Source organism: Pseudoalteromonas sp. S327, from assembly GCF_005886415.1.
GTDB lineage: Bacteria > Pseudomonadota > Gammaproteobacteria > Enterobacterales > Alteromonadaceae > Pseudoalteromonas > Pseudoalteromonas atlantica.
In genome coordinates this window covers 57,882-79,160 of sequence record NZ_PNDP01000025.1, presented here as the reverse complement: position 1 = coordinate 79,160, position 21,279 = coordinate 57,882, and the positions used below count along the sequence as shown (strand labels likewise).

At 40.3% G+C, this 21,279-nt stretch carries 23 protein-coding genes and 1 pseudogene; 12 read left to right on the top strand and 12 right to left on the bottom strand.

The features are described 5' to 3' along the window. Nucleotides 1–74: 74 nt before the first annotated feature. A complete protein-coding gene (locus CWB60_RS08735; protein ID WP_138580025.1) occupies nt 75–1,112 on the top strand; it encodes a hypothetical protein in 1,038 nt (345 codons plus the stop codon). Here the strand turns inward: CWB60_RS08735 and CWB60_RS08730 are convergent. Further along, the gene (locus CWB60_RS08730; protein WP_024034198.1) at nt 1,109–1,351 is read right to left on the bottom strand and encodes a hypothetical protein; all 243 of its coding nucleotides are present in this window, start codon (nt 1,349–1,351) and stop codon (nt 1,109–1,111) included. The two genes, CWB60_RS08735 and CWB60_RS08730, sit on opposite strands and share 4 nt — an antisense overlap. Before the next feature lie 344 nt (nt 1,352–1,695). Here CWB60_RS08730 and CWB60_RS08725 point away from each other — a divergent pair, with 344 nt between their 5' ends. Continuing rightward, nucleotides 1,696–2,145 carry a methyltransferase family protein gene (locus tag CWB60_RS08725; protein ID WP_138580024.1) on the top strand — a complete coding sequence of 150 codons (450 nt, stop codon included), beginning with the start codon at nt 1,696–1,698 and terminating at the stop codon, nt 2,143–2,145. Nucleotides 2,146–2,245: 100 nt separating this feature from the next. Here CWB60_RS08725 and queC read toward each other — a convergent pair whose 3' ends face one another. Beyond that, the gene (gene queC / locus CWB60_RS08720; protein ID WP_004589469.1) at nt 2,246–2,902 is read right to left on the bottom strand and encodes a 7-cyano-7-deazaguanine synthase QueC; all 657 of its coding nucleotides are present in this window, start codon (nt 2,900–2,902) and stop codon (nt 2,246–2,248) included. A gap of 145 nt (nt 2,903–3,047) precedes the next feature. On the opposite strand from queC, the gene queE reads away from it, so the two are divergent. Next, entirely contained in the window at nt 3,048–3,713 is a 666-nt protein-coding gene (gene queE / locus CWB60_RS08715) for a 7-carboxy-7-deazaguanine synthase QueE (RefSeq protein ID WP_004589468.1), read from the top strand. 262 nt (nt 3,714–3,975) lie between these two features. Here queE and CWB60_RS08710 read toward each other — a convergent pair whose 3' ends face one another. After that, entirely contained in the window at nt 3,976–4,530 is a 555-nt protein-coding gene (locus CWB60_RS08710) for a DUF1240 domain-containing protein (RefSeq protein ID WP_064386660.1), read from the bottom strand. Beyond that, nucleotides 4,524–5,444, bottom strand: coding sequence for a hypothetical protein (locus tag CWB60_RS08705; RefSeq protein ID WP_055016294.1), 921 nt, complete (start codon nt 5,442–5,444; stop codon nt 4,524–4,526). The genes CWB60_RS08710 and CWB60_RS08705 overlap by 7 nt, the downstream gene beginning before the upstream one ends. Nucleotides 5,445–5,966: 522 nt before the next feature. Here CWB60_RS08705 and CWB60_RS21075 point away from each other — a divergent pair. Together CWB60_RS21075 and CWB60_RS08700 are read left to right on the top strand one after the other, a co-directional pair. Further along, nucleotides 5,967–6,047 (top strand): annotated as a pseudogene (locus CWB60_RS21075) (twin-arginine translocation signal domain-containing protein); the annotation flags it as partial. A 78-nt stretch (nt 6,048–6,125) separates the two neighbouring features. Further along, a complete protein-coding gene (locus tag CWB60_RS08700; RefSeq protein ID WP_249318372.1) occupies nt 6,126–6,623 on the top strand; it encodes a lactoylglutathione lyase family protein in 498 nt (165 codons plus the stop codon). Between the two features lie 119 nt (nt 6,624–6,742). Here the strand turns inward: CWB60_RS08700 and bcp are convergent, their stop codons facing one another. Both bcp and CWB60_RS08690 read right to left on the bottom strand, forming a co-directional pair. Further along, nucleotides 6,743–7,222 (bottom strand): thioredoxin-dependent thiol peroxidase, encoded by a 480-nt coding sequence (gene bcp, locus CWB60_RS08695; protein ID WP_029774548.1) that lies wholly within the window; start codon nt 7,220–7,222, stop codon nt 6,743–6,745. 10 nt (nt 7,223–7,232) lie between these two features. Beyond that, nucleotides 7,233–7,769 (bottom strand): glycine cleavage system transcriptional repressor, encoded by a 537-nt coding sequence (locus CWB60_RS08690; protein ID WP_029774547.1) that lies wholly within the window; start codon nt 7,767–7,769, stop codon nt 7,233–7,235. Between the two features lie 360 nt (nt 7,770–8,129). On the opposite strand from CWB60_RS08690, the gene bamC reads away from it, so the two are divergent. Continuing rightward, a complete protein-coding gene (bamC, locus tag CWB60_RS08685; protein WP_138579815.1) occupies nt 8,130–9,188 on the top strand; it encodes an NlpB/DapX family lipoprotein in 1,059 nt (352 codons plus the stop codon). Nucleotides 9,189–9,258: 70 nt separating this feature from the next. Then, complete coding sequence (locus CWB60_RS08680; protein WP_029772478.1) at nt 9,259–10,629, top strand: YjiH family protein; 1,371 nt, start codon at nt 9,259–9,261, stop codon at nt 10,627–10,629. 120 nt (nt 10,630–10,749) lie between these two features. Here the strand turns inward: CWB60_RS08680 and CWB60_RS08675 are convergent, their stop codons facing one another. Then, nucleotides 10,750–11,286 carry an acyloxyacyl hydrolase gene (locus tag CWB60_RS08675; RefSeq protein ID WP_029772479.1) on the bottom strand — a complete coding sequence of 179 codons (537 nt, stop codon included), beginning with the start codon at nt 11,284–11,286 and terminating at the stop codon, nt 10,750–10,752. A gap of 246 nt (nt 11,287–11,532) precedes the next feature. Between CWB60_RS08675 and CWB60_RS08670 the strand changes: the two genes are divergently transcribed. Both CWB60_RS08670 and CWB60_RS08665 read left to right on the top strand, forming a co-directional pair. Then, nucleotides 11,533–12,126, top strand: coding sequence for an MlaC/ttg2D family ABC transporter substrate-binding protein (locus CWB60_RS08670; protein WP_138579814.1), 594 nt, complete (start codon nt 11,533–11,535; stop codon nt 12,124–12,126). Nucleotides 12,127–12,336: 210 nt separating this feature from the next. Next, nucleotides 12,337–13,674 carry an ankyrin repeat domain-containing protein gene (locus CWB60_RS08665; RefSeq protein WP_004589168.1) on the top strand — a complete coding sequence of 446 codons (1,338 nt, stop codon included), beginning with the start codon at nt 12,337–12,339 and terminating at the stop codon, nt 13,672–13,674. Between the two features lie 287 nt (nt 13,675–13,961). Here CWB60_RS08665 and CWB60_RS08655 read toward each other — a convergent pair whose 3' ends face one another. Genes CWB60_RS08655 through CWB60_RS08635 form a run of 5 tightly spaced genes read right to left on the bottom strand, consistent with a single transcriptional unit; the run spans nt 13,962 to nt 17,482 of the window. Beyond that, a complete protein-coding gene (locus CWB60_RS08655; RefSeq protein ID WP_024034209.1) occupies nt 13,962–14,405 on the bottom strand; it encodes a DUF2069 domain-containing protein in 444 nt (147 codons plus the stop codon). Then, nucleotides 14,402–14,956, bottom strand: coding sequence for an NAD(P)H:quinone oxidoreductase (gene wrbA / locus CWB60_RS08650; protein WP_004589170.1), 555 nt, complete (start codon nt 14,954–14,956; stop codon nt 14,402–14,404). Before wrbA ends, CWB60_RS08655 begins: the two co-directional genes overlap by 4 nt. Then, nucleotides 14,956–15,303: an arsenate reductase (glutaredoxin) gene (gene arsC, locus CWB60_RS08645; RefSeq protein ID WP_138579813.1), complete on the bottom strand. Its 348-nt coding sequence runs from the start codon at nt 15,301–15,303 to the stop codon at nt 14,956–14,958. Before arsC ends, wrbA begins: the two co-directional genes overlap by 1 nt. A 54-nt stretch (nt 15,304–15,357) precedes the next feature. Then, entirely contained in the window at nt 15,358–16,815 is a 1,458-nt protein-coding gene (bepA, locus tag CWB60_RS08640; protein WP_024034211.1) for a beta-barrel assembly-enhancing protease, read from the bottom strand. Nucleotide 16,816: 1 nt separating this feature from the next. After that, nucleotides 16,817–17,482: a hypothetical protein gene (locus CWB60_RS08635; protein ID WP_004589173.1), complete on the bottom strand. Its 666-nt coding sequence runs from the start codon at nt 17,480–17,482 to the stop codon at nt 16,817–16,819. A 147-nt stretch (nt 17,483–17,629) separates the two neighbouring features. On the opposite strand from CWB60_RS08635, the gene CWB60_RS20955 reads away from it, so the two are divergent. From CWB60_RS20955 to CWB60_RS08620, 3 genes are all read left to right on the top strand, one after another. Beyond that, nucleotides 17,630–17,848, top strand: a complete 219-nt coding sequence (locus CWB60_RS20955; protein ID WP_138579812.1) for a hypothetical protein — start codon at nt 17,630–17,632, stop codon at nt 17,846–17,848. Next, nucleotides 17,841–18,917 (top strand): AI-2E family transporter, encoded by a 1,077-nt coding sequence (locus CWB60_RS08625; protein ID WP_004589175.1) that lies wholly within the window; start codon nt 17,841–17,843, stop codon nt 18,915–18,917. Before CWB60_RS20955 ends, CWB60_RS08625 begins: the two co-directional genes overlap by 8 nt. Nucleotides 18,918–19,043: 126 nt before the next feature. Beyond that, nucleotides 19,044–21,269 carry an aminotransferase class V-fold PLP-dependent enzyme gene (locus CWB60_RS08620; protein ID WP_138579811.1) on the top strand — a complete coding sequence of 742 codons (2,226 nt, stop codon included), beginning with the start codon at nt 19,044–19,046 and terminating at the stop codon, nt 21,267–21,269. The last annotated feature ends 10 nt before the right edge of the window (nt 21,270–21,279 follow it).

Here is a 21,279-nt window from a genome sequence, read left to right as displayed (position 1 = left end):
GATCTAATGCAATGCGCAAAAACGTAACATCATCATAGATTATATCGCCTTGCGCGAGTTTATTTGGTTTATGTATGTCAGATAAAAAAAGTCGCATTGAGCCGCTGCTCAGTGCAGAGCAAAAATGGCAAAACAGTTACGAGCAGCCAATTTCGTATGCTCCATTAGTGCAACTTGCTAATAACAGCTGGATAGTTCCACAGCACTTTTTACGCTATAAACACACCTTACAAAGCGTTAATAAAGTACTAGAAAATATAAATTTTTCAGCGCACTTTAGAGTGCTTGCTGCACAAAAAGATCAACAAATTTATTTACAAGTTGCCGTACTCAGCCCCGATAATTACAAAACCAGTAGTTACGTGGGTGAGGGCACAGCAAAAAAATTACTGTTTGGCAGACGCTGGATAGTAGAGGAAAACTTACCAACCTCCGAGCTTATTCAAACAGCGTTTTTAGCGCTTAAAATAGCGCGAGAGCACGAGGTAAGAGAGCTGTTTCAACTTACTCACAGCAATAATACAACCAGCACGCCATTTAATAATCATCATGATTTACCGGTTATGGCACAAAATGCAGAGCTTGTTATTGCACACGCGCCGCAGGGCAATGAGGAGCGTCATACTATTGAGCAGTTATTAAAACGGGTAGTATTTGCAGGTGCTAAGGTATCGCTAAGTGCTATGCAGCAAATAAGCTCGCAGCAGTGGTTATACACCTTAAAATTACACTGCAATACTTGCCAGCTTACTGAATTTAATAATAAAACCTTTTCATTTTTAACCAGTGATAGCAGCGCAAATAGCTTTTTACATGGCCTTATTAATGCCCTGGTTGATATTAGTAATGAGTATGTGAGTGAGCAATTTAAATACCAAGGGTTTGCCCGATTTAGTAAACACAATTGCGTAGAAAAAATAGGTGCGCTAAGTGTGGCAATGCGCTCGCCAAAAGTGTTGGGGCTGTGCTCGCTTGGCAAGCAACATGCAAATAAGCTTAATTTTGAAATTGATAGTTCGCGTGCGCCACAAGGTTGCGGCCAAGCTATAGATGGGTTTTTAGCTGCCCACGGTATAGAGCAGCCAGAAAATGCACATTTATATCGTTTTTAAAGGCGGTTAATTTCTTCTTTTGTGGTGTAGCTTGAGTCTGTCACTATGGCCTCAAGCGTTTGCACGCGCTCTTTTAAAGCAACCACTTGGGCACTTACCTCGGCAAGCTGTTTATTCGCATCTTGATTGCTATCTTGCATTTTGTGTTTAAATTCAAGGTGCTTTTTGTACATATCGTAAATAACCCCAGAGCCAACCGATATAAGCACAATAAGTACTATCATTGTAGTGCCTGACATAACCACTTCCTTTTTATAGTTTTAACTGTTGCATAAAGTATAACCATATTTAGCAGCGGTTAAACCTGACAATTGTAACTTTATTTGTCGATTGCTGCGTGGAGTTGTGTTCATCATTGATACACCTGCGTTATTGTTTAATAACTAATGGCGTAATTAATAAGTCTATTTGAGATTAAACCGTGTGACTTTAAAGCCAACATATTTATTATGCTACTTTAACCAGCAGTTTTAACGCGCTTTATGCCAGCATTAACCTTGTATTTAATTGTGTATTAATGCAAACGGGTATAGTGTTTACAGACTTATAGAACTTTATTTTATAATCAATACAGTGAGTTGCTATGTTAAATAATAAAATACCTCCGGTTATTGTCGTGCTCGTTTTTGCAGGCATTATGGCGTTAATAGCGCATTACAGTGTGATTGATTTTACAGCGTTTATTGCCTACTTAGCAGCAAGCTTAGTCATTGTAGGGTGCGCATTTTGTATAGCCGCAGTGGTAAGCTTTAAACTTGCACGCACCACAGTTAATCCAAATAAGCCCGAGCAAGCATCAAAGTTGGTAACCAGTGGTGTATATAAAATTTCACGTAATCCTATGTATGTAGGCTTTGCGTTTATTTTAGCAGGCTGGGGTATTTGGCTTAGTTCGCTGTGGGCACTTTTATGTGTTGCTGGGTTTATTGCTTATTTAACGTTTTTTCAAATAATTCCTGAGGAGCGGGCGCTTAGCAAATTATTTGGTCAAGAATTCACAGAGTATAAAAACAAAGTAAAACGCTGGTTGTAATTTACAAGCAAATACAAAAAAGGCTATCGAGATGATAGCCTTTTTGCGTTCAGCGCTAATAAACTAACCGTGCTTTCACTGAAAACCCCGTAACTAGCGGTTATTCGTATTCGATTGGATCAGTGACGTTATTAAGCGAAAATGCCTCTAAACGTTCTTGGCAGGCGCCACATTTACCACAGGCTTTTTCGCGTCCGTTATAACAAGTCCATGTTTGGCTGTAGTCTAAGCCCATTTTTATGCCATCGGTTAAAATATCAATTTTGGTGTTATTTAAGTACGGGCTAAAAATTTCTACAGCGTCGTAGTTAGCAATACGACATACATCATCCATTTTTTGCACAAACTCAGGACGGCAATCAGGGTAAATAGCATGGTCCCCCGAATGCGCGCCATAATATACTTTGCTCGCTTTTAAAGACACAGCGTAACCAACCGCCAGCGAAAGCAAAATCATATTACGATTAGGCACTATGGTGCTTTTCATGCTTTCTTCTTCGTAATGACCTTCTGGTACATCAATATCATCAGTCAGTGATGAGCCACCAATAAGCTGGTTAATAGCTGATATATCTACAATTTTATGTGGAACATTGAGTTTTTCACACACGTTTGCAGCCACTTCAAGCTCTTTAACATGACGCTGACCATAGTCAAATGAAAGGGCATAAACATCATGGCCTTGTTGTAAGGCTTTATTTAATACGGTAAACGAATCCATACCGCCGGAATAAATAACAACTACTTTTTGCGTCATATCTGGATTGCTCTTTAGTTTTAATAGAGGTTTATATCAGGGCGCGATATACTACACGGCCGCAGCTTAAATAACAATTTTTGGGCAGCGCTTTTTCGTCTTTTATAGTAGCAATTTTGCAGCTAGGCAGTAAGTGAGATCTCTTTTGTACAAAATTAATGAAGTGTTTGAAACCATCCAAGGTGAAGCAAGTTTTACCGGCACACCCTCAATATTTTTGCGTTTGCAAGGCTGCCCAGTGGGCTGCGCATGGTGTGATACTAAACAAACTTGGGAAGTCGATAACGTGTACAAAGTATCGCTTGATGAAACGGTAGAAAAAAAAGCCGATTCAGATCATTGGGCCGATGCCAGCGCCGAGCAAGTACTTGAGCTGTTTAAATCACGTGGCTATACAGCCAAGCATGTTGTAATTACCGGCGGCGAGCCGTGTATGTACGATTTAAACCCAGTGTGTAAGCTATTGCACGATAACGGCTTTACGACACAAATAGAAACCAGCGGCACCTTTGAAATACTTGCCCCTGAGCAAACCTGGGTTACCGTATCGCCTAAAATTAACATGCGCGGCGGCTACGAAGTACTCACCAGCGCTATGAAGCGTGCAAACGAGATAAAGCACCCAGTAGCGATGCAAAAGCACGTAGAAGAGCTTGAAGCGCTATTTGCCAAAACAGGTGTTAACCCGAAGCTTGTATACTTACAGCCAATCAGCCAAAAAGTGTCAGCCACCAAATTAGCCATCGACACTTGTATTGCCAAAAACTGGCGCTTATCGGTGCAGGTACATAAGTATTTAGGGATTAGCTAAAGCGAAAGAGCAGCTGTAAGTGCTTAGCTGTAAGCGATAAGCTGCTCGGCGTTAAGTTATATTACGTAGATACAAGGTTGGGTTGAGTGAAACGAAACCCAACACCACAACTCCATTACTCCCTCTTTATATCAAGTACCACACCAGCTTATTTAAACACGTAGGTCGGATAAGCGAAGCGCCATCCGACGCAAAAAATTGAATACCGTAAAAATAAATTGGTTTCTGCTAAAAGCTCAGCAAGGGTAGCAACGCTTTTAATTTAATCTTTCTTTAGATATTCAGCTACCTCAAGCACTTGCTCATGAGTGCCTGTAGGTAAAAGTTTGTCTACATTGTAGTCGTAGCATAAATACTCTTCTTTACTCCAAACTGAAGACGTTTTGCTTCCAACTAAAAGCTTACTGCCACTCGCGCATTGGGTATAACCATTAGCGCGAGCTGCAATTTGCCAAGTTACATAATTCGCAACAAGCGTTACTATTGAAACCACGAGCATTACACCAACAGCTTGTCCCAATTTCATTTTTACTTTTTCATAAATAGGCTTTTTAAATAACTTCGATAAAATATCAAAAACACCGATAAATGACCCCAGCCATAAAACTATACTGCCTGGAATCATTAAAATATCAGCGGTAGACGAAACAATTATTGGATAAATACTATATGGGTATAAAATCCCTTGTATTATTTCGCTAAAAAGATAAGAAATCATTAGCCAAGTAATACCAACACTTAATAGAATTGTAAACACAACAGCAAATATAAAAGTAGGATCTAAACTATTTAATCTTAACTTAAATGAATCTACCATGGATTAACTAGCTCACTTAAAAAGCTGTTGAGATCTTTTCTTGCTTTGATCTTTATAGATTTCAGGAATGAGTTTACCGTGGCTATATAAACCCTATGAATTTCTTCTCCAGTAGTTTTCATTAACTGTCTTTCTTTATACTCTAGATATTTTATGAATGATTTGGTTATTTTAAGCCTTTCATCAATTGAATTTAGTCCCATACTTACAATAACCCCTATAATAATCCCCGAACCAATAGCTACAACAGCTACTGTTCCACTAGCAAGTGCTATACCTGCCAAAATACCAGCCAGTGCCCCTATAACAGCTTTAACGATATCAGTACTCGTTGTTGCCAACCAGTTTGTCCAACGATAATCCTCTTCAAAAAGCCAATTGATGCTATTCAGAGTCACAGAAAAAAATACTGAAATATAAAAACCGCTTTTAGCTCCTTGTTTCAAAGCCTCTTTACCTACACCAACGTTTACTACTTGTGTATTATTAGCAAGATACCTTGTTCCTCTAAGAATAGTCCTAACTTTGTGATTACCTTTAAAAACGATATATTTCTTTCCATTGCGAGTAATGGGCTCGTATTTACCAAAGATGTTTCCTGAACGCTTAAAGTCGTTATATATAGCTAAAAAAGAAGGTGTGTCTTTTATTGCAGAGCCAAATGTAGCAGCATTTGCTAACGATATTTGAGCAAGAGACAAACCTGTAACTTCTGAAAGATACTGTTCAATTTCCGCTTGAGATTTTCCACGCGCAGATTGAACTGCCACCCAGAGTTTTAAAAACTCTTCGTGGGTAAGTACAAAAATATCTGTTTGGTATTTATTAAAGTCACTCTCTAGATTCGAACGCAGTTTATCTTTGTTGATACTTGGATGATTGTGAGGTTGATAATTCAGAAATGGACCTGGCATGCATTTTTATCCTTTAAGTAATTAATTTAATCCTTTAATTTAGTACCCATTATAAAAGATGCATTGTCTAAAACAACCCCAATGTATAATAATAGTCAAAATTTACCATCCACATGAAATACAATAGCCACATCAACAATGCTCAATAGATAAGTGTCTGTTTAATAATATATTATTAAACACTAAAGTTGTTCATGTGACCATTTCCAAAAGTTTAGGAACTTAGTTGATAGTTACTAAAATAATTTAAGTGATGAGTAACTCATATGGTACTTTTTAAAGTAAGTAATTTATTTTTTTTGATATAAATATTTTAATCCCTTTTTATATTGCTCTTGAATACCAAGCCTATGATAAGCCGTTCAACTATAGTGGCTAGGCTTATCAAAAACTCATACCACCATCACAAAACGTAATCATTAATATCATATTTGATAATTTTTTGTCCTTACTACATTCATTTATCATGGCTAATTAATTCCTTTAATTACATTTAACGCGTTTGCCGTTAAGGAACATGCCATGAGTAAAAAAGAGTTAAACCGCAGAGACTTTATGAAGTTATCGGCTGCTGGGTTGGGTGCTGCCGCGTTGCCTATGCTGTTTACAAGTCTAAATGCTAATGCCAACCTGCAAGCAGCTGATAAAGGCAAACAAGCAAATGGCTTAGCTGATTCGCCAATGCCTTACCCGCGCACGTTTTCGCATATTGGTGTGTCAGTGCCAAACTTAGAACAAGCCGTTAAGTTTTACACTGAGGTGTTAGGCTGGTATTTAATTATGAAACCCACACAAATAACAGAAGATAAATCACCGATTGGTGAAATGTGTACTGATGTATTTGGTGCTGGGTGGGGCAGTTTTAAAATAGCCCATTTATCAACAGGAGATAGGGTGGGGGTTGAGCTATTTGAATTTAAAAATCAGCAAAACCCAAAAAATAATTTTGATTATTGGAAAACGGGAATATTTCATTTATGCGTACAAGACCCTGATGTAGAAGGACTCGCAGATAAAATAGTGGCCGCAGGTGGTAAAAAGCGTATGAAAGCGCCGCGCTATTATTACCCAGGGGAAAAACCATACCGCATGATTTACATGGAAGACCCGTTTGGCAATATTTTAGAAATTTATAGCCACAGTTACGAGCTTATATATTCAAGTGGCGCTTATGGTTAATTAATTATGTAACGCGTCACTGTACTTCACTGTACTTCATTGAATAAACGCTAATAAAAAAGCGTAGCCCTAGAGCAACGCTTTTGTATATTTTTTACAGCTTACAGCTTACAGCTAACTTATTCCGCCGCTAAGTAATCTAAAACCACTTGGTGGTGATCTTTGGTTTTAAACTTATCAAATAAGTGTTTAATTTTACCGTCTTGGCCTACTAAAAAGGTTAAGCGGTGAATACCATCGTACTCTTTACCCATAAACTTTTTGTAGCCCCATACGCCAAATGCTTCAGCGATGGCGTGATCTTCATCGGCGAGTAAATCAAAGTTAAGCTCTTTTTTAGTTTCAAAGTTTTTAAGGCGCTTAATAGGGTCTGGGCTAATACCTACAACGCGGGTGTTAAATTGAGCAAGCTGCGCTTGTTGGTCACGTAAGTTTTCGGCTTGAACCGTACAACCCGGTGTAGAAGCTTTAGGGTAAAAGTACACCAGTACTTGTTGCTCTTTTAACAGCTCACTTAAGGTGACTGTTTCGTCGTTTTGATTTTGTAAGCTAAATTCTGGTGCAGTATCACCGGCTTGTAATGGACTAATTTTGTTCATGCTGTGCTCCTTAGCGAATACGTTTAAAAATATAATCTACGTTAAGACTGTGCGAAAGGTTTTCAAAGGTCACTTTAAATTGGTCTATATCAACCTCTACTGGGATATTAAACTCAATTTCGCAGCGCATTTTAGTGTCGGTTTCTTCATCGTAGGTGTCTGACTTTAATGAGCAGATACTAATGTGGTGATCGGCAAAAAAACGCGTTACTTTACTCAGTGTACCTGGGGTGTCTATCCCTGTGTATTCAAGGGTATAGCCTGCGCAAAATTCACTTTCGGTGTGGCGAGTGGTGCTGCGCTTCATCATGGTGAGTAGGCCTAGCTCCATGCCTTTAGTAGGCAAGGTGTGCTCTATGCGGCTAATGGCCGACATATCGCCGCTTAGCAGCATGGTAAAGGTAAATTCGCTGCCTAAAATAGCTATTCGGCTATCTATAATGTTGCAATGACAATCACTTACAAGCTGTGTAAGTTCACTTACAATTCCCGGTCTATCTTCGCCAATAGCGGTTAAAACAATTTGATGATTTGAAAATGCAGTCATGAAGTTTAATACCTACGTTTTTTGAAATATAACAACCGAGTTGGTATAGCCCGCTGCGCATACACTACGTTGCACGGCGGCGAAGTTTAACACAAAAAGCGCCCTAAACTACATAGGCGCTTAATTAAAGGCGCTTTAAAGCGTTGTGTTCCTTGTTTTTACTGGCACAGGAAAGTACCATAGCTAAAATTTGTCTTTTTGTTGTGATTGATTTTATAACACTTAGGTGTGAACTTTATTGCAATTAGACAGCCAAATAATAAATGTAAAGTTAATGTTGATTTTACACTGAACCAAATTCGGTATTACCCACTCATATACGTGTAAAACAATTAAAGGGTATGCTAAGGAGAAATATCTGTGCAGTATTGGATCCCAAAAGCACTTGCAGTGAGTGTATTGGTAAGTTTATCAGGGTGTAATGTTTTTATTAATGAAGCGCACAACGAACGCAATTATCGTACGCATGAAGGTGTTAAAACCCCGCCATCGTTATCTCAACCAGCGCAAGATCCGGTTTATAAAATGGATGTGGGCCAATACGATAACAACCCTGAGGCAACAAACTATCGTCCACCAGCACAGGTTTTAACTGTTGCTAAAGGTAGCTGGGTAGAAGAGGGCGATAAACAAGCGCGTATTTACTTTGATAAAAACGATGGCATTGTTGATTTAGATGAATTTGTTTGGGACTCAATTAAAGCGGTTATTGCCGAAAATAATGCAGCAACCACAAAAGAAGATAAGCTACTTGGTATTATCGAAACTGACTGGTACTCAATAATTAAAGCGGAAGAGAGCTGGTTGTGGGGCGATGAGGTAAGCGAAAACCAAGAACGTTTTAGATTTACAATTGAAGAAAAATCGCATCAGCGTACTGCTTCGTTACGCGCTGAACTTATTGACTTTAAAGGTGATGACACGTTAACTGATTTACTTAAGCAGCAATTAGAAGTACGCGCGCTTAATCAAGTTGTGGCTGAATTTGATTATCGCTATCGTCAGTTAGAAGTAGAAAACCGCAAGCGCCAAGGTATTATTTCTTTAGAAATGGGCTTTGATAACAAAGGCAATGCTGCACTTGTTACTGAGCAATCATACGATGCAGTATTCGACCGCTTCTCGGGCTTTTTAGAACGCCTATCGTTTACTATCGTTGAGATTAAAACCGATACCGGCTTAATAACTGCCGACTACAACAAGCCAGAAAGCAGTGTATGGGATTCTATTTGGGGCGACGAAGTTGCGCAGCTTCCTATTGAAGAAGGCCAATACCAAATTTTAGTGAGCAAAACTAAAGAAGGCGGTACAAGCTTAACCTGGATGGATGACAAAGGCGAAACACTCGAACCTGGCACCATGAATGGTTTACAACAAGCGTTAGAAGCAGCACTTATTCAGCGCGGCATCAAAATTTAATAATTAATAATAAGTTTTTACTACAAAAAGAGCGCTTTGCTCTTTTTGTAGTTTTTATGGATTAAAAAATATGTCTCAGTTACCTCCTCGCGGGCACTATACGTGGCGCACTTGGTTTACTTTTTTAGTACCGTCGTTAATTGGTGTGTTTTTATTTATGACACCCATTCCTACCGCAGACGGGATGACCATTCCTATTGCGTTAATGGCTAAAGGCGTGCAAGCGTTGATGTCTGGCTCTGCGCAAGCAATTATTACCCTTATTATTTGTATTACTGGCGTTATGTCGGTGATCACCAAAGTATTTAAACCCGCCGCTATTTGCCAATCACCCCTGTTAAAGCATTTATTTGATGTAAGTGTAGTGTGGTTAGTGGTGCGTTTATTCGGTATGGCGTTTGTGCTAATGACCCATTTAGGGTTAGGTAGCGAGGCAATCACCTCTGCAAACACAGGCGCTTTGGTATTAAACGACTTATTACCTGTTTTGTTTTCGGTATTTATACTGGCCGGTTTATTACTGCCTTTACTAATTAACTTTGGGTTATTAGAGCTTGCAGGCACTATGCTAACCAAGGTAATGCGCCCTGTATTTGGCGTACCTGGGCGAAGTGCAGTTGACTGTACTGCGTCGTGGTTAGGTGATGGCAGTGTTGGTATTTTAATGACCGCAAGGCAGTACGACCAAAAGCACTACACGCAGCGCGAAGCCGCTATTATTGGTACTACGTTTTCGGCGGTTTCTATTACGTTTAGCTTGGTGGTTTTAGGCCAAGTGAAATTAGAGCACTTATTTGCCCCATTTTATGCCACCGTATGTTTAGCCGGTGTGGTTGCCGCTATTATTGTGCCGCGCTTACCGCCACTTCGCTTTAAAAAAGATTTGCTTATTGATGGTAGTGAGCCAAATCGCGATGCTGAGGCTATCCCAACGGGTAAAAGCTTAGTAGGGCACTCACTTGATGTAGCATTAGCAAAAGCCAATAACTCGTCGGGCTTTAAAGGTACCTTAAAAGAGGGTGTACATAATGCGCTTGATATGGTGTTTGGTGTACTGCCTGTTGTAATGGCCGTAGGAACATTTGCACTTATTATTGCTGAGCACACGCCGGTATTTCAATATTTAGGTATGCCGTTTGTGCCATTTTTAGAGTGGTTACAAGTACCCGAAGCACAGGCCGCGGCACAAACTATTATGGTGGGATTTGCCGATATGTTTATTCCGTCAATTTTAGCTGCGGGAACCATTGAAAGTGATGTAACTCGCTTTATTATTGCCGCAATGAGCGTAACTCAGCTAATTTATATGTCTGAGGTTGGCGCACTTTTACTGGGTAGTAAAATACCGGTAAACATTGTTGAGTTGTTCGTTATATTTATTTTACGTACACTTATTACGCTGCCGGTTATTGCCTTAATGGCGCACTGGTTAGTTGGCTAGTAGTGTATTTTAATTATAAAAAGCCCTGATTTATCAGGGCTTTTTTGTGGCTAGTTATTTCAATTTACCCTAATACTTAACCCTTTTAAGTGGCAAATTGATACTAAATACGAATGAAGATTAAAAACGCCTTGCCACTGAAAGAGTTAAAAAGTTTAAACCTGGGTTAGGCTCTTTAAATCCGGCGTTTGAGTAATGAATAACCCGAAGCGCTACGTTAGTGTGGCCAAAGTCTGCAACTAGGCCAATACGGTCTTCAAATTGGTAGTGAGTACTAATATTTTTGCCCGCAAATTTAGTTTCATCAATAAGCGATACGCCAATACCTGCCTCAATATAAAACGGGGTATTATGAAAACTAAAAGCAGGAAACTGCAGTACGGGCGACATAGCCAAAACAAGATTAGATTGCGAGTTGTCACCATGGCGGTATTCCCACATATTAACGCTGGTTTCAAAATAAAAGCGCGCATCGCCCACTAAGTTTTGTAAGCTAGGGGCATGATATTGATAAGCCAGCTTAACGCCATTCACGTTGCCTTCGCCTTTGAGAACATCTACGGCGTAACCATGATTAGACTGCGCAAACGCCGTGTTACCCCATACTGAAATAACTAAAAATAGAATAAGTGTGAAAGTTTTATATACCGTTTTCATAACTGCCAAATTGGTGTGTGAGTCGAATGAGTAAATAAATGATAAGGGCGGGCCATTCACATTTTCAATGAGGACAAAATGCCGCTTGTTTATGGGGTGTTAACAGGGAAGGCTTAACTAATTGAAAATAAATAGCTTATTTAATTGGTGCTGTTTTGGCATTAATAAGGTGCATTTTTGTGTCTGTTTTTGTGGCTTAAAATCGCGTAATTTAGCCACATCTTAATCACACACATGGTCACGCTCATGAAACTTTTTAACACTATTTTTATTGCTGCTGCCTTTTTTAGCAGCGCGTTATTTGCGCAAACGGCGCAGTCGCCTCAACATATGCTTGAAGGCGTTGCCGATACGCTTTTTAGCGATATTGCAAAAGTAAATGCACAAGGCGATGCAAGCAAAGCCGATATGGCGCGCATTGTAGAGACGCGTTTAATGCCAAACATAGATATTAAGTTTGTGTCGTTTAAATTGCTTGGTAAGCACATAAAAGGCATTGAGCGCGAGCAAGCTGTACGTTTTATTGATGCAGTAGAGCATTATTTAACAGGTACTTACGCAGGTGCGCTAACGAAGTACACCGGCCAGCAAGTAGTATTTGAACAAGATACCGCGAAAAGCGACTCTGAGTACGCGACGGTTAAAACGCAAATTATTGAGCCAAACGCGCCCGTGATTGATCTGCATTTTAAGCTGCGCCAAGGTAAAGACCAGCAATGGAAAGTATACGACATTGTTGCCGAAGGTATTTCGCTTTTAAGCGCTAAGCAAAAAGAGATCATTCAACGCATTTCTGATGTAGGCTTAGAGCAAGTAATTACTGAACTAAAAAATAAATAGTTCACTTCCTGATTAAGACCCTCTCCAACCACAAAAGCAGCCGCACTAAAGTGTATTGGCTGCTTTTATATTTTCTTAATATTCATCTACTTTAAGCTCGCAGCAAAAAAAAGGTGTGATAGAATATCACCACGTCGATTAAGCGTGGTGTCAGCTAAAAACTGCTATAACTGACGCCTCATCAAGCTACACTGGAGTTGTGCTGTTTTAATGGAAAATGTACTGATTTGGCCAAAGGAATACCCATTACTTATTAAAGGACTTGTAGAACAAAACGGTGCCTTTATTTTAGATGCTTTAGAAGCTTGGCCTGCATGTCGTTCTACTATTGAAGATGACGGTGTATGCACCACTGTGCTACCACCCATTTACTATTTGATATGGTTAACCCCGCTTGAACCCTTTGAAGAGTGTTATTTTCAGCATATTAGTGAATATGACGAAGATGCGCACGCTTACATTGCTGCTGTTAAAAATCATTATTTAGATAATGAATACACCAGCGAATCAATGGCGCTAATGCTTTGCCAGCGCCTAGAAAAATACGCCAGTGTGGCGGCGCAAAACGCACTTGATACGCCGCTTTCGTTGTTTAGCTTATTATTTAGTAAACGCTATTTTTCGTTAATTGAACATGCTCTAAATAGTGGCAGCAAATTAAGTGCACACGATACGCTAGCACTGTGGCAAGAAGTTGATTTTAGAGAGCGTTTAAGTGCTTTTTTACCTGAATCGGTTGCTGATTTAAACGAACTTACAGAGCTTGCCAGTCAAAAAGTAGCAAACGGTAAAGACTATTTTACGCTGTTAACGCAAGTATCGCCTGATGTTGATTCTATTGTATTGCTTGAAAAAGCATTACTTGCTCATTTAAGCCAAAAAAGCGCAAAGCAAACCATGGCGATGCGTTTTATAGAGCAAGGTGCCACTGGTACATTGGCTGATGAAAACAATAAAACAGCGTTTATGTGGGCAGCCGAAAAAGGCTATGTAAATGTGATAGAAACCCTGTTGGCTAAACAGGATCAAAAAGCGCAAGACACCTTAGGCAATACTGCACTGCATTATGCAGTGTTAGCAAAAAACGAAACCCTTATGGTGCTATTACTAAAAGCTGGTTACGACTTTAGAGCACGTAATAACGAGGGCTTAAGCTGTTACCGGTTAGCAGTAAGTATTAAAGCAAGCAATTTAGTTAAATGCCTTGAGCGCGATTTTGGTATAAAAGAACTTTCGCCAGAAGGGCAGTTTAACCGCATTAAAAAGGTGCACGCCTTGCACGCAATTGTCACTATTTTATTGCCATTGCAGCTGTATTTCTTTTTTGATGAAAGCATTGCTATAAAAAGTGAACTGACTTTAATTTTTACATTGATTGCGTCGGTGTGTTTTTTCTTTGCGGCGAGCTTAAAGCGCTGTGCGCTCTATCCACATATAAAACACCCGTGGGGGTTATTTGTGTTGCGTGTTTTTTCGTTGTTAAGCTTAATAGCTCAGCTTGGATTAGCCAGCATAGTTGCACTGGCTGCACTGAGCGAATTAGTGTAGCGACTGCCATGGCAAACTAAAAGCCTAAAAAAACGCGCTTACATTGTTATGTTAAGCGCGTTTTTTGTATGTATAAGCTGTTATACCAATCCGCAATAATATCTAATCATTTTGCGGGGCTAAACGTGTCGCTATCTGCGTTAAAAAACTCTCATTTAGAACAACTAAATAGCAAATTTTTTGCCTTGCTATCAACACGTTTTTCCATCCTCAAAATAGATTACTTACTTATGCGGATTGGTATTATTTCAACTTTCAGCTTAAATAATTTATTTTGCGAATTAGTATTATTTATTGTATTCGTTAGCGGCTTTTTCCTCTGCGAGCTCTTCTTTAAGCTTACGTATTTTTAAGCCTTGCTCTTGCCCGCGGTGCCTTGCGTAATACGTGCAGCCAATAAACATGGCAGAGGCAAACACAAGCTCTAATAACACCCATATTAGCTCATCAGGTGCAGCCCATAACATGGTTAAGCCGTGTATAAAGTACAACATAACAACAAAATTAGCCCAGGCGTAAGTGTAGGTGTTGTCTTTAATAAAGCCTCTTAAAGGCAACAGCAAAGGGATTATAGGCACAAACAAGGATACAACACTTGCGTTGCCATTTAGCGGAGGTACAAAGTACATCCACAGAGGAAATAAAAGTAATAAACCCACATAGCCAAAAATAGCGGTGCGCTGAAATTTTACAGTAATTGGCTTTTTAGCAGGGGTGTCAGCGGTATTCATTGAAGTTTTCTCGCAATGTGAGTGAGGCGTTTACCAACGCTTTGGCATATTTTAATTTCGTCTTTACTTAAAGTATTCGTATTACTACTGCCGGCTACATGCGTTGCCCCGTAAGGTGTGCCGCCGGTTTGCGTAGCTAGTAATTCTGGTACTTCGTAAGGTACCCCTAATAACATCATGCCGTGGTGTAGTAGCGGTAATGATAAATTAAGTAAGGTGGCTTCATTTCCGCCATGCATACTGCTTGACGATGAAAACACACAGGCTGGTTTATCTATTAACTGGCCTTTTAGCCATAGATCGCTGGTGGTTTCCCAAAACGTTTTTGCTTGCGATGCCATCATGCCAAATCGGGTAGGTGTGCCAAAAGCAAGGCCGTCGCAATTTATTAAATCATCTTTTGTAATTACTATATCGTGCGGATTTTTAGCAACAAAGGTACGCAATACGGCTGTGGCACCCTGTTGCTCTATAGATTCGGCTATTTCGTGCGCCATTGCCTCAACCGAGCCATGGCTTGAGTGATACAGGACAACAATGCGAGTCGTCATTATAATACGCTTAATACGTTTTCAGGCGGACGGCCAAGGGCTGCTTTACCGTTGTTTTGTACAATAGGGCGTTCAATAAGTTTAGGGTTGTCTACCATGGCGTTTATTAGCGCTGACTCGTTAGTTTCTTCTTTTAGGTTAAGCGCTTTGTATGCATCTTCTTTTGTGCGCATTAGCTGGCGAGCTGAGTTAAAGCCTAATTGTTCTAAAAGTTGGCTTATTTGCTCATGGTTAAGCGGTGTTTTTAAATACTCTACTACGCTTGGTGTTACGTTGTTTTGTTCTAGTAATGCGAGGGTTTCACGCGATTTAGAACAACGTGGATTATGATAAATAGTCACTGACATACAATTAGTTCCAAAATGTAATTTGCCGCTATTTTAGGGCAAGCGCTGGCAGACTTAAAGCCTTGCCAGCTCTTTTTGTAAACGGCGATACTGAGTAAGCAAGGCTTTTAAGCGTTGCTGTTTAACCAGCTCTGTGGGTTCTACGAAGTTAAGCGCTTTTTGGATTTCGTCTGCGGCTTTAATATACGCGCCATATTGCGATAACACATCAGCATTGGCCTCGTGATAAGCGGCAAGCTTGTCTTGTTTTTTATAGGCATCGGCTAATAGCTGTTTGCCTAAGTTGTGGTCGGGTTTTTCAAGTAAAAAGCTTTTTAAAATGTTTTCAGCTAGTTCAAACTGCTCAGCCTCTAATGCTGCATTTGCATAGTTTAAAGTAATAACTTGGTTGTTAGGGCGATAGTTGTTTAGTTCAGCCAAAAATTTTACCGCTTCGTCGGCTTTTTTTTGCGCTATTAGTAAATCGGTATGGGTATCGATATAAAATAAATTTTTAGGACTTTGTGCTAATAGCGGCTCTAAAATTTCGGCGGCTTCATCTAGTTTATCTTGATCAAGTAAGCTTATGCCCAAGCCGTATTTAAGCGCGGTGTTGTTGTAACTGTTTTCGCGCATTAATTTTTTAAATAACGCTTCGGCATTTTCGGGCTTATTGGCATAACGAGCAAGTACTCGGCTTTTTGCTAAATTAAACTCAAGGCTTGGGTTTAAATGGCGCACAGGGAATTGCTCTGCACGTAGGCGTACGTCAGATACACGGCTCTCTGGCAATGGGTGAGTCAGTAAAAAAGCGGGTGGTTTGTACTTATATCTTATTTGCGCTGAAAGTTTAGTTAAAAATTCACTTGATGCACGGGCGTCAAAACCGGCGTTATTAAGGGTTTGCATACCAATTCTGTCGGCTTCTTGCTCGGCAGCACGGCTGTGAGTTAATTGGCTAAACGCAGCTTGGGTTTGGTTAGCCGAAATAATAGCAATACCTGCGTCGGGAGCAACAACGGTGGCTAATATACCGGCTATCATGCCTGCAATAGTCAGTGCGCTGTTGTCTTGTTGTTGCTGAATACGACGAGCTAAATGGCGCTGAGTTACGTGCGCTATTTCGTGCCCAAGTACAGAGGCAAATTGGCTTTCGTTATCTGATTGCGCAATAAGCCCAGTATGCACACCGACATGCCCGCCGTAAAAAGCAAAGGCATTAATTTCGTTGTTATTTACCCAAAAAAACGAAAAAGGAAAACGCACGTCGTTAGCATTAGCCACAAGTTTTCGGCCAAGTGTGGTTAAGTATTCGTCTAAAACGGGGTCGTTTACTACCGGTGATGAGCCTCTTATTTGCATCATCATCACTTCGCCAATGGCTTGTTCTTTTTCAAGTGGCAAAACTTGTAGCGCAGACGTGCCTAAATCGGGTAGCGTAAAGTTTGTTTGTGCCTTTAACGGCTCACTAACCAGTAGGCTAAAGGTAAGCGCGGCACTGCATAAAGTGATAAAGGCTGATTTTAGCTGCATTTTATTCCTTGTTAATTTGTTCACCAATGGCAATTTTTGCTATGTCAATTTCATCGCTGCTTGCACGGCTGTCTTTTTCGCACAATTGGTAGAGTTCTTTTATTGTGACTCCATCAAGCTTTACAACGTTCAATTCCTGCTGCAAAAATTTAATAATTTTATGTACTACCTTATGTGCATGTAAAATAATGGCTTTATCGGCCTTGTCGCCGCGCTCAAAATAAAAGCCAATAAACTTATGGAGCTGATTTATGCGGATCAGGTTTTTCATTGAATGCGGATCCCATACTTTAAACTCCATAAAGCGGTTATCTTTAACGTATTGATCAATAATTATATCTTTAGCATAGGGTTGCGCCCAGAGCTCAAAGCCTCGGTCGGTAAATACTTGGTGTAGCGCTATACGCGGCTTATGCTTGGTGTGTATTTCACCAAAATCATCTTCATAGCCATCAAGTAAGTCTAAGTTCCAATTGCGTTTATTGATCAGGCTTTTTACAGCGTTATCAAATCCGTGCTCCAATATTCCTTCAGATTCGCTGACCGAAGAAGCAACAAGATGATAAAAAGGCGGGAGCTCTCCCCAGTTTATCTGCTTTTTATACCAATTAATCTCTTTGAGAGTTGGATTACTAGGTAGTTGCGCTTTATTATGCGTGCCAGGCATTAACTTATCCTTACTGCTAATTATGTTATAAGGATAAACCATTGCAGGAATGGTTTTAAGAAAAAGTTACTGCTGTTCACATTTTATAAATAGAATGACCGACAATATGCGACTTATTATTCATTTTATTTAGCGAGTAAAGTAGTTATGTTAGAGTGCGATTTAAAAAAATTTAAATGCCCACAACAGTTTGTACAATTTAAATTAGCGCTTCGTAATGCGCAGTCATCTAATAAGGCAATAACGTTTAGTATAAATAACGACGAAAACGCAGATGATATTACGCGTTTTTTAAGCAAAAATGCATATACATATAAATTTGATCAACACCTAGGACTATTACTAGTGGAGCCATTGCATGTTTGAATACGTTAAAACATGGTACGAAAGAAAGTTCTCAGATCCTCATTCAGTCACCTTACTTTTTTTACTCATTGCCTCTGTGGCATTACTGTACTTTTTTGGCTCGTTAATTGTTCCTGTGTTAGTGGCATTGGTGATTGCTTATTTACTTGATTGGCCGGTTGTACACTTAGAGCGCTTTGGGTTAAAACGCTTTAGTGCCACAGTCATTGTAATGCTGATATTTACCGGAGTTATGCTTACCCTTATTTTGGTTATTGGCCCAGTACTTTGGAAGCAAACCAGTAATTTAGTACAAGAAACCCCACACATGGTAGAGCAAGGTAAGTCATTTTTAATGGCCTTACCACAGCAATACCCCAGTTTAATTAACGCCGAGCAGGTCCAAGCTATCGTGGCAAGTGTAGAGGCAAAGGCGCTCGAATTTGGCCAAGTTATTGTCTCGTTTTCACTTACTTCGTTAAAAGATGTTGTGGCATGGCTTATTTATTTGGTGCTTGTACCCTTACTTGTATTTTTTATGCTTAAAGACAAGCTTGAGCTTACAAGCAGTGCCGCTACGCTTATTCCGCAGCAGAGACGGTTAATTTTGCAAGTGTGGCACGAAATGAACCAGCAAATAATGAATTATATTCGAGGCAAAGTATTCGAAATTTTAATTGTGGGTGGCACCTCGTTTATTGCCTTTACTGTACTTGATTTACGTTATGCAGCTTTACTTGGCGTGTTGGTTGGGTTTTCGGTGTTAATTCCGTTTGTGGGTGCGGCATTGGTTACCATACCGGTTGCGGCCGTGGCGCTGTTTCAATTTGGTATCGAAACGCAGTTTTGGACCATATTAATAATTTACGGGGTCATTCAGGCGCTCGATGGCAATGTATTAGTGCCCTTGTTGTTTTCTGAGGCCGTTGATTTAAATCCCGTATTTATTATTGTTGCAGTGCTATTTTTTGGTGGCTTATGGGGATTTTGGGGCGTGTTTTTTGCCATTCCACTCGCATCGCTTGTAAAAGCGCTAATAAATGCCTGGTCATCAACGCATGGAGAAATAACAAAAGAGCGGGCAGAGTAACGTACTTTTAGTTTAAAAAAGCATAGTAAACGCACCTAGGTTACTAATTGATTATTACCCAATGAGAACAAACTTATGTACTATTGGGTATAAGATATATTTTTTAGTAATAAAGGTGCGTTTTTAATGTCTGAGTTTTTATTGCACGATGAACAAGCAGCCCAAGTTTATCTTGATGCAAACGCTACAACACCTGTTTTACCCTGTATTGCCGACGTGGTGTCGCACACCATGCAAATTTGTTTTGGTAATCCCTCAAGCCCCCATATTAGCGGTATACAAGCCAAGTATTTATTAGAACAAACAAGGCAAAATGCACGCCATGTTATTGGTGCGCCCGATGGCGATATTCTTTTTACCTCAGGCGCAACAGAGGGCATACAAACAGCCATTGTTTCAACGCTCATTCATGCTAAAAATCATACGATTAAAAACCCTGTATTATTGCACGGGGCAACTGAGCACAAAGCGGTGCCTAACACGTTAAAACATTGGAATAGCGTTTTAGGCATTAACGCCCAATTACTTGCTATTCCTGTTGATAGTAAAGGGATTTTAGATTTAGCGTTTATTAGTGAGCACATAAATAACGCGCTAATGATTTGCACCATGGCGGTTAATAACGAAACCGGTGTTTATCAAGACTTAAACGCTATAGAGCATACTATTCGCAGCCGCAATAAATCAGTGTTTTGGATGGTTGATTGTGTACAAGCCTTAGGTAAACAAGCGCTAGCGCTTAGTAGTACCAGCATAGATTATGCACCGTTTTCGGGCCATAAACTCTATGCACCAAAAGGTATTGGTTTTTTATACATTAAAAATGGCAGTGCCTATACGCCATTTATTGCGGGGGGCGGGCAAGAAAGCGGCATGCGCTCTGGCACCGAAAACCTACCAGGTATAGCAGGGCTTAATAAACTGTTTAACTTGCTGCTAGATAAAAACGACGACACGTTTAAGTCGGTTGAGGTATTAAATAGCTACAGAGCGCAACTGCTTAATGCGCTGCAAAGTACCTTTGGTGATATAACCTTTAATCACGATTTTTCACATTCTGTACCTACCACCCTTAATTTTGCTGTCGATACGCTTACCTCCAAAGAGGTTATTGATTTATTTGACGCAGCAGGCATTAGAGTGAGCGGTGGCTCGGCGTGCAGTACAGGTGCAACGCGCAGTTTTGTGCTTGATGCAATGGGGGCAACTAATTGGCAAAGTGAAAACGCCATTAGGCTGTCTTTTGGGCCTGCTGCAACCGAGCAGCAAATTAGCCAAGCATGCAAGCGTATATGCTCGTTAAAGGCGGTATTAGAGGCCAATTGCTTAATTGTTTCTGACAGTGCTTCGCCAAAGCAAGAAGTGTGCGCGCTGGGGTTAACACAATTTAGGCATAAAGGGGCGTGTAGCTGGCTGTATGTTAGTGACGACGACAGCGCCGTTATTATTGACCCCGTATTAGAGCTTATTCCGCGCTTTGAAAAAATAGTGAGCACACAACAGCTCAACGTAAAAGCAATTTTAGATACCCACCAGCACCAAGACCGTCCAAGCGCAGTGGCTTTGTTAAATGAAGTACTAGGCACAACGCATGCGATGCAAAATAGCATTGAGCTTGGTACAAAAACGCTAACCATAGAGCCAACTCCAGGGCACAGTAAAGACAGCGTTAGTTATTTATTAAAAGAGCGCACCACAGGCCATATTGATTATTGTTTTTGCGGTGATTTGATTTTACCTGCAGGACTTGGCAATACCTCGCTTGAAGGGGGCAGTGCAACGCAAATGGCACACTCACTTATTACCCTTGCTGAGCAAATAAGTGACGATACGGTTATTTGTTCGGGGCATGACTATCAGCAATGCTTTGCCATTAACTGGCGTACTGTACGTGCACAAACGCCTTTGCTTAGCCCATTATTAAATGGAGAAATAAGTACGGCGCAATTTGCACAGCTAAAAGCACAACACGATCAGCTACATATGCAAACTAGTAACCAATTGTGTGGCTATGTACAGGCGGCGGTGCAAACAGACACTAAGCAGCTAGACTTTACGCAAGCTAAAGCGTTACTAACGCAAAAAAATGTGTATTTAATTGATACCCGTGAGCCGTATGAACATGGCGCAATTAATGTGGCGGAGCTTTTTGCCGCGCCTTTAGCTAATACGCTTAATATTTCACTTAGCCGTATGGCTAACGCCATAGTACAAAATCAATTAAACCCGCAGCACACCTATATATTACTGTGTAGAAGCGGCAATCGTTCTAAAATTGCAGCGGCAAATTTACAGCAATTAGGCTTTGCGAATATTTATAACGTAGCGGGTGGCTTGGCGTTGGTGAGCTAATTATGGGCCT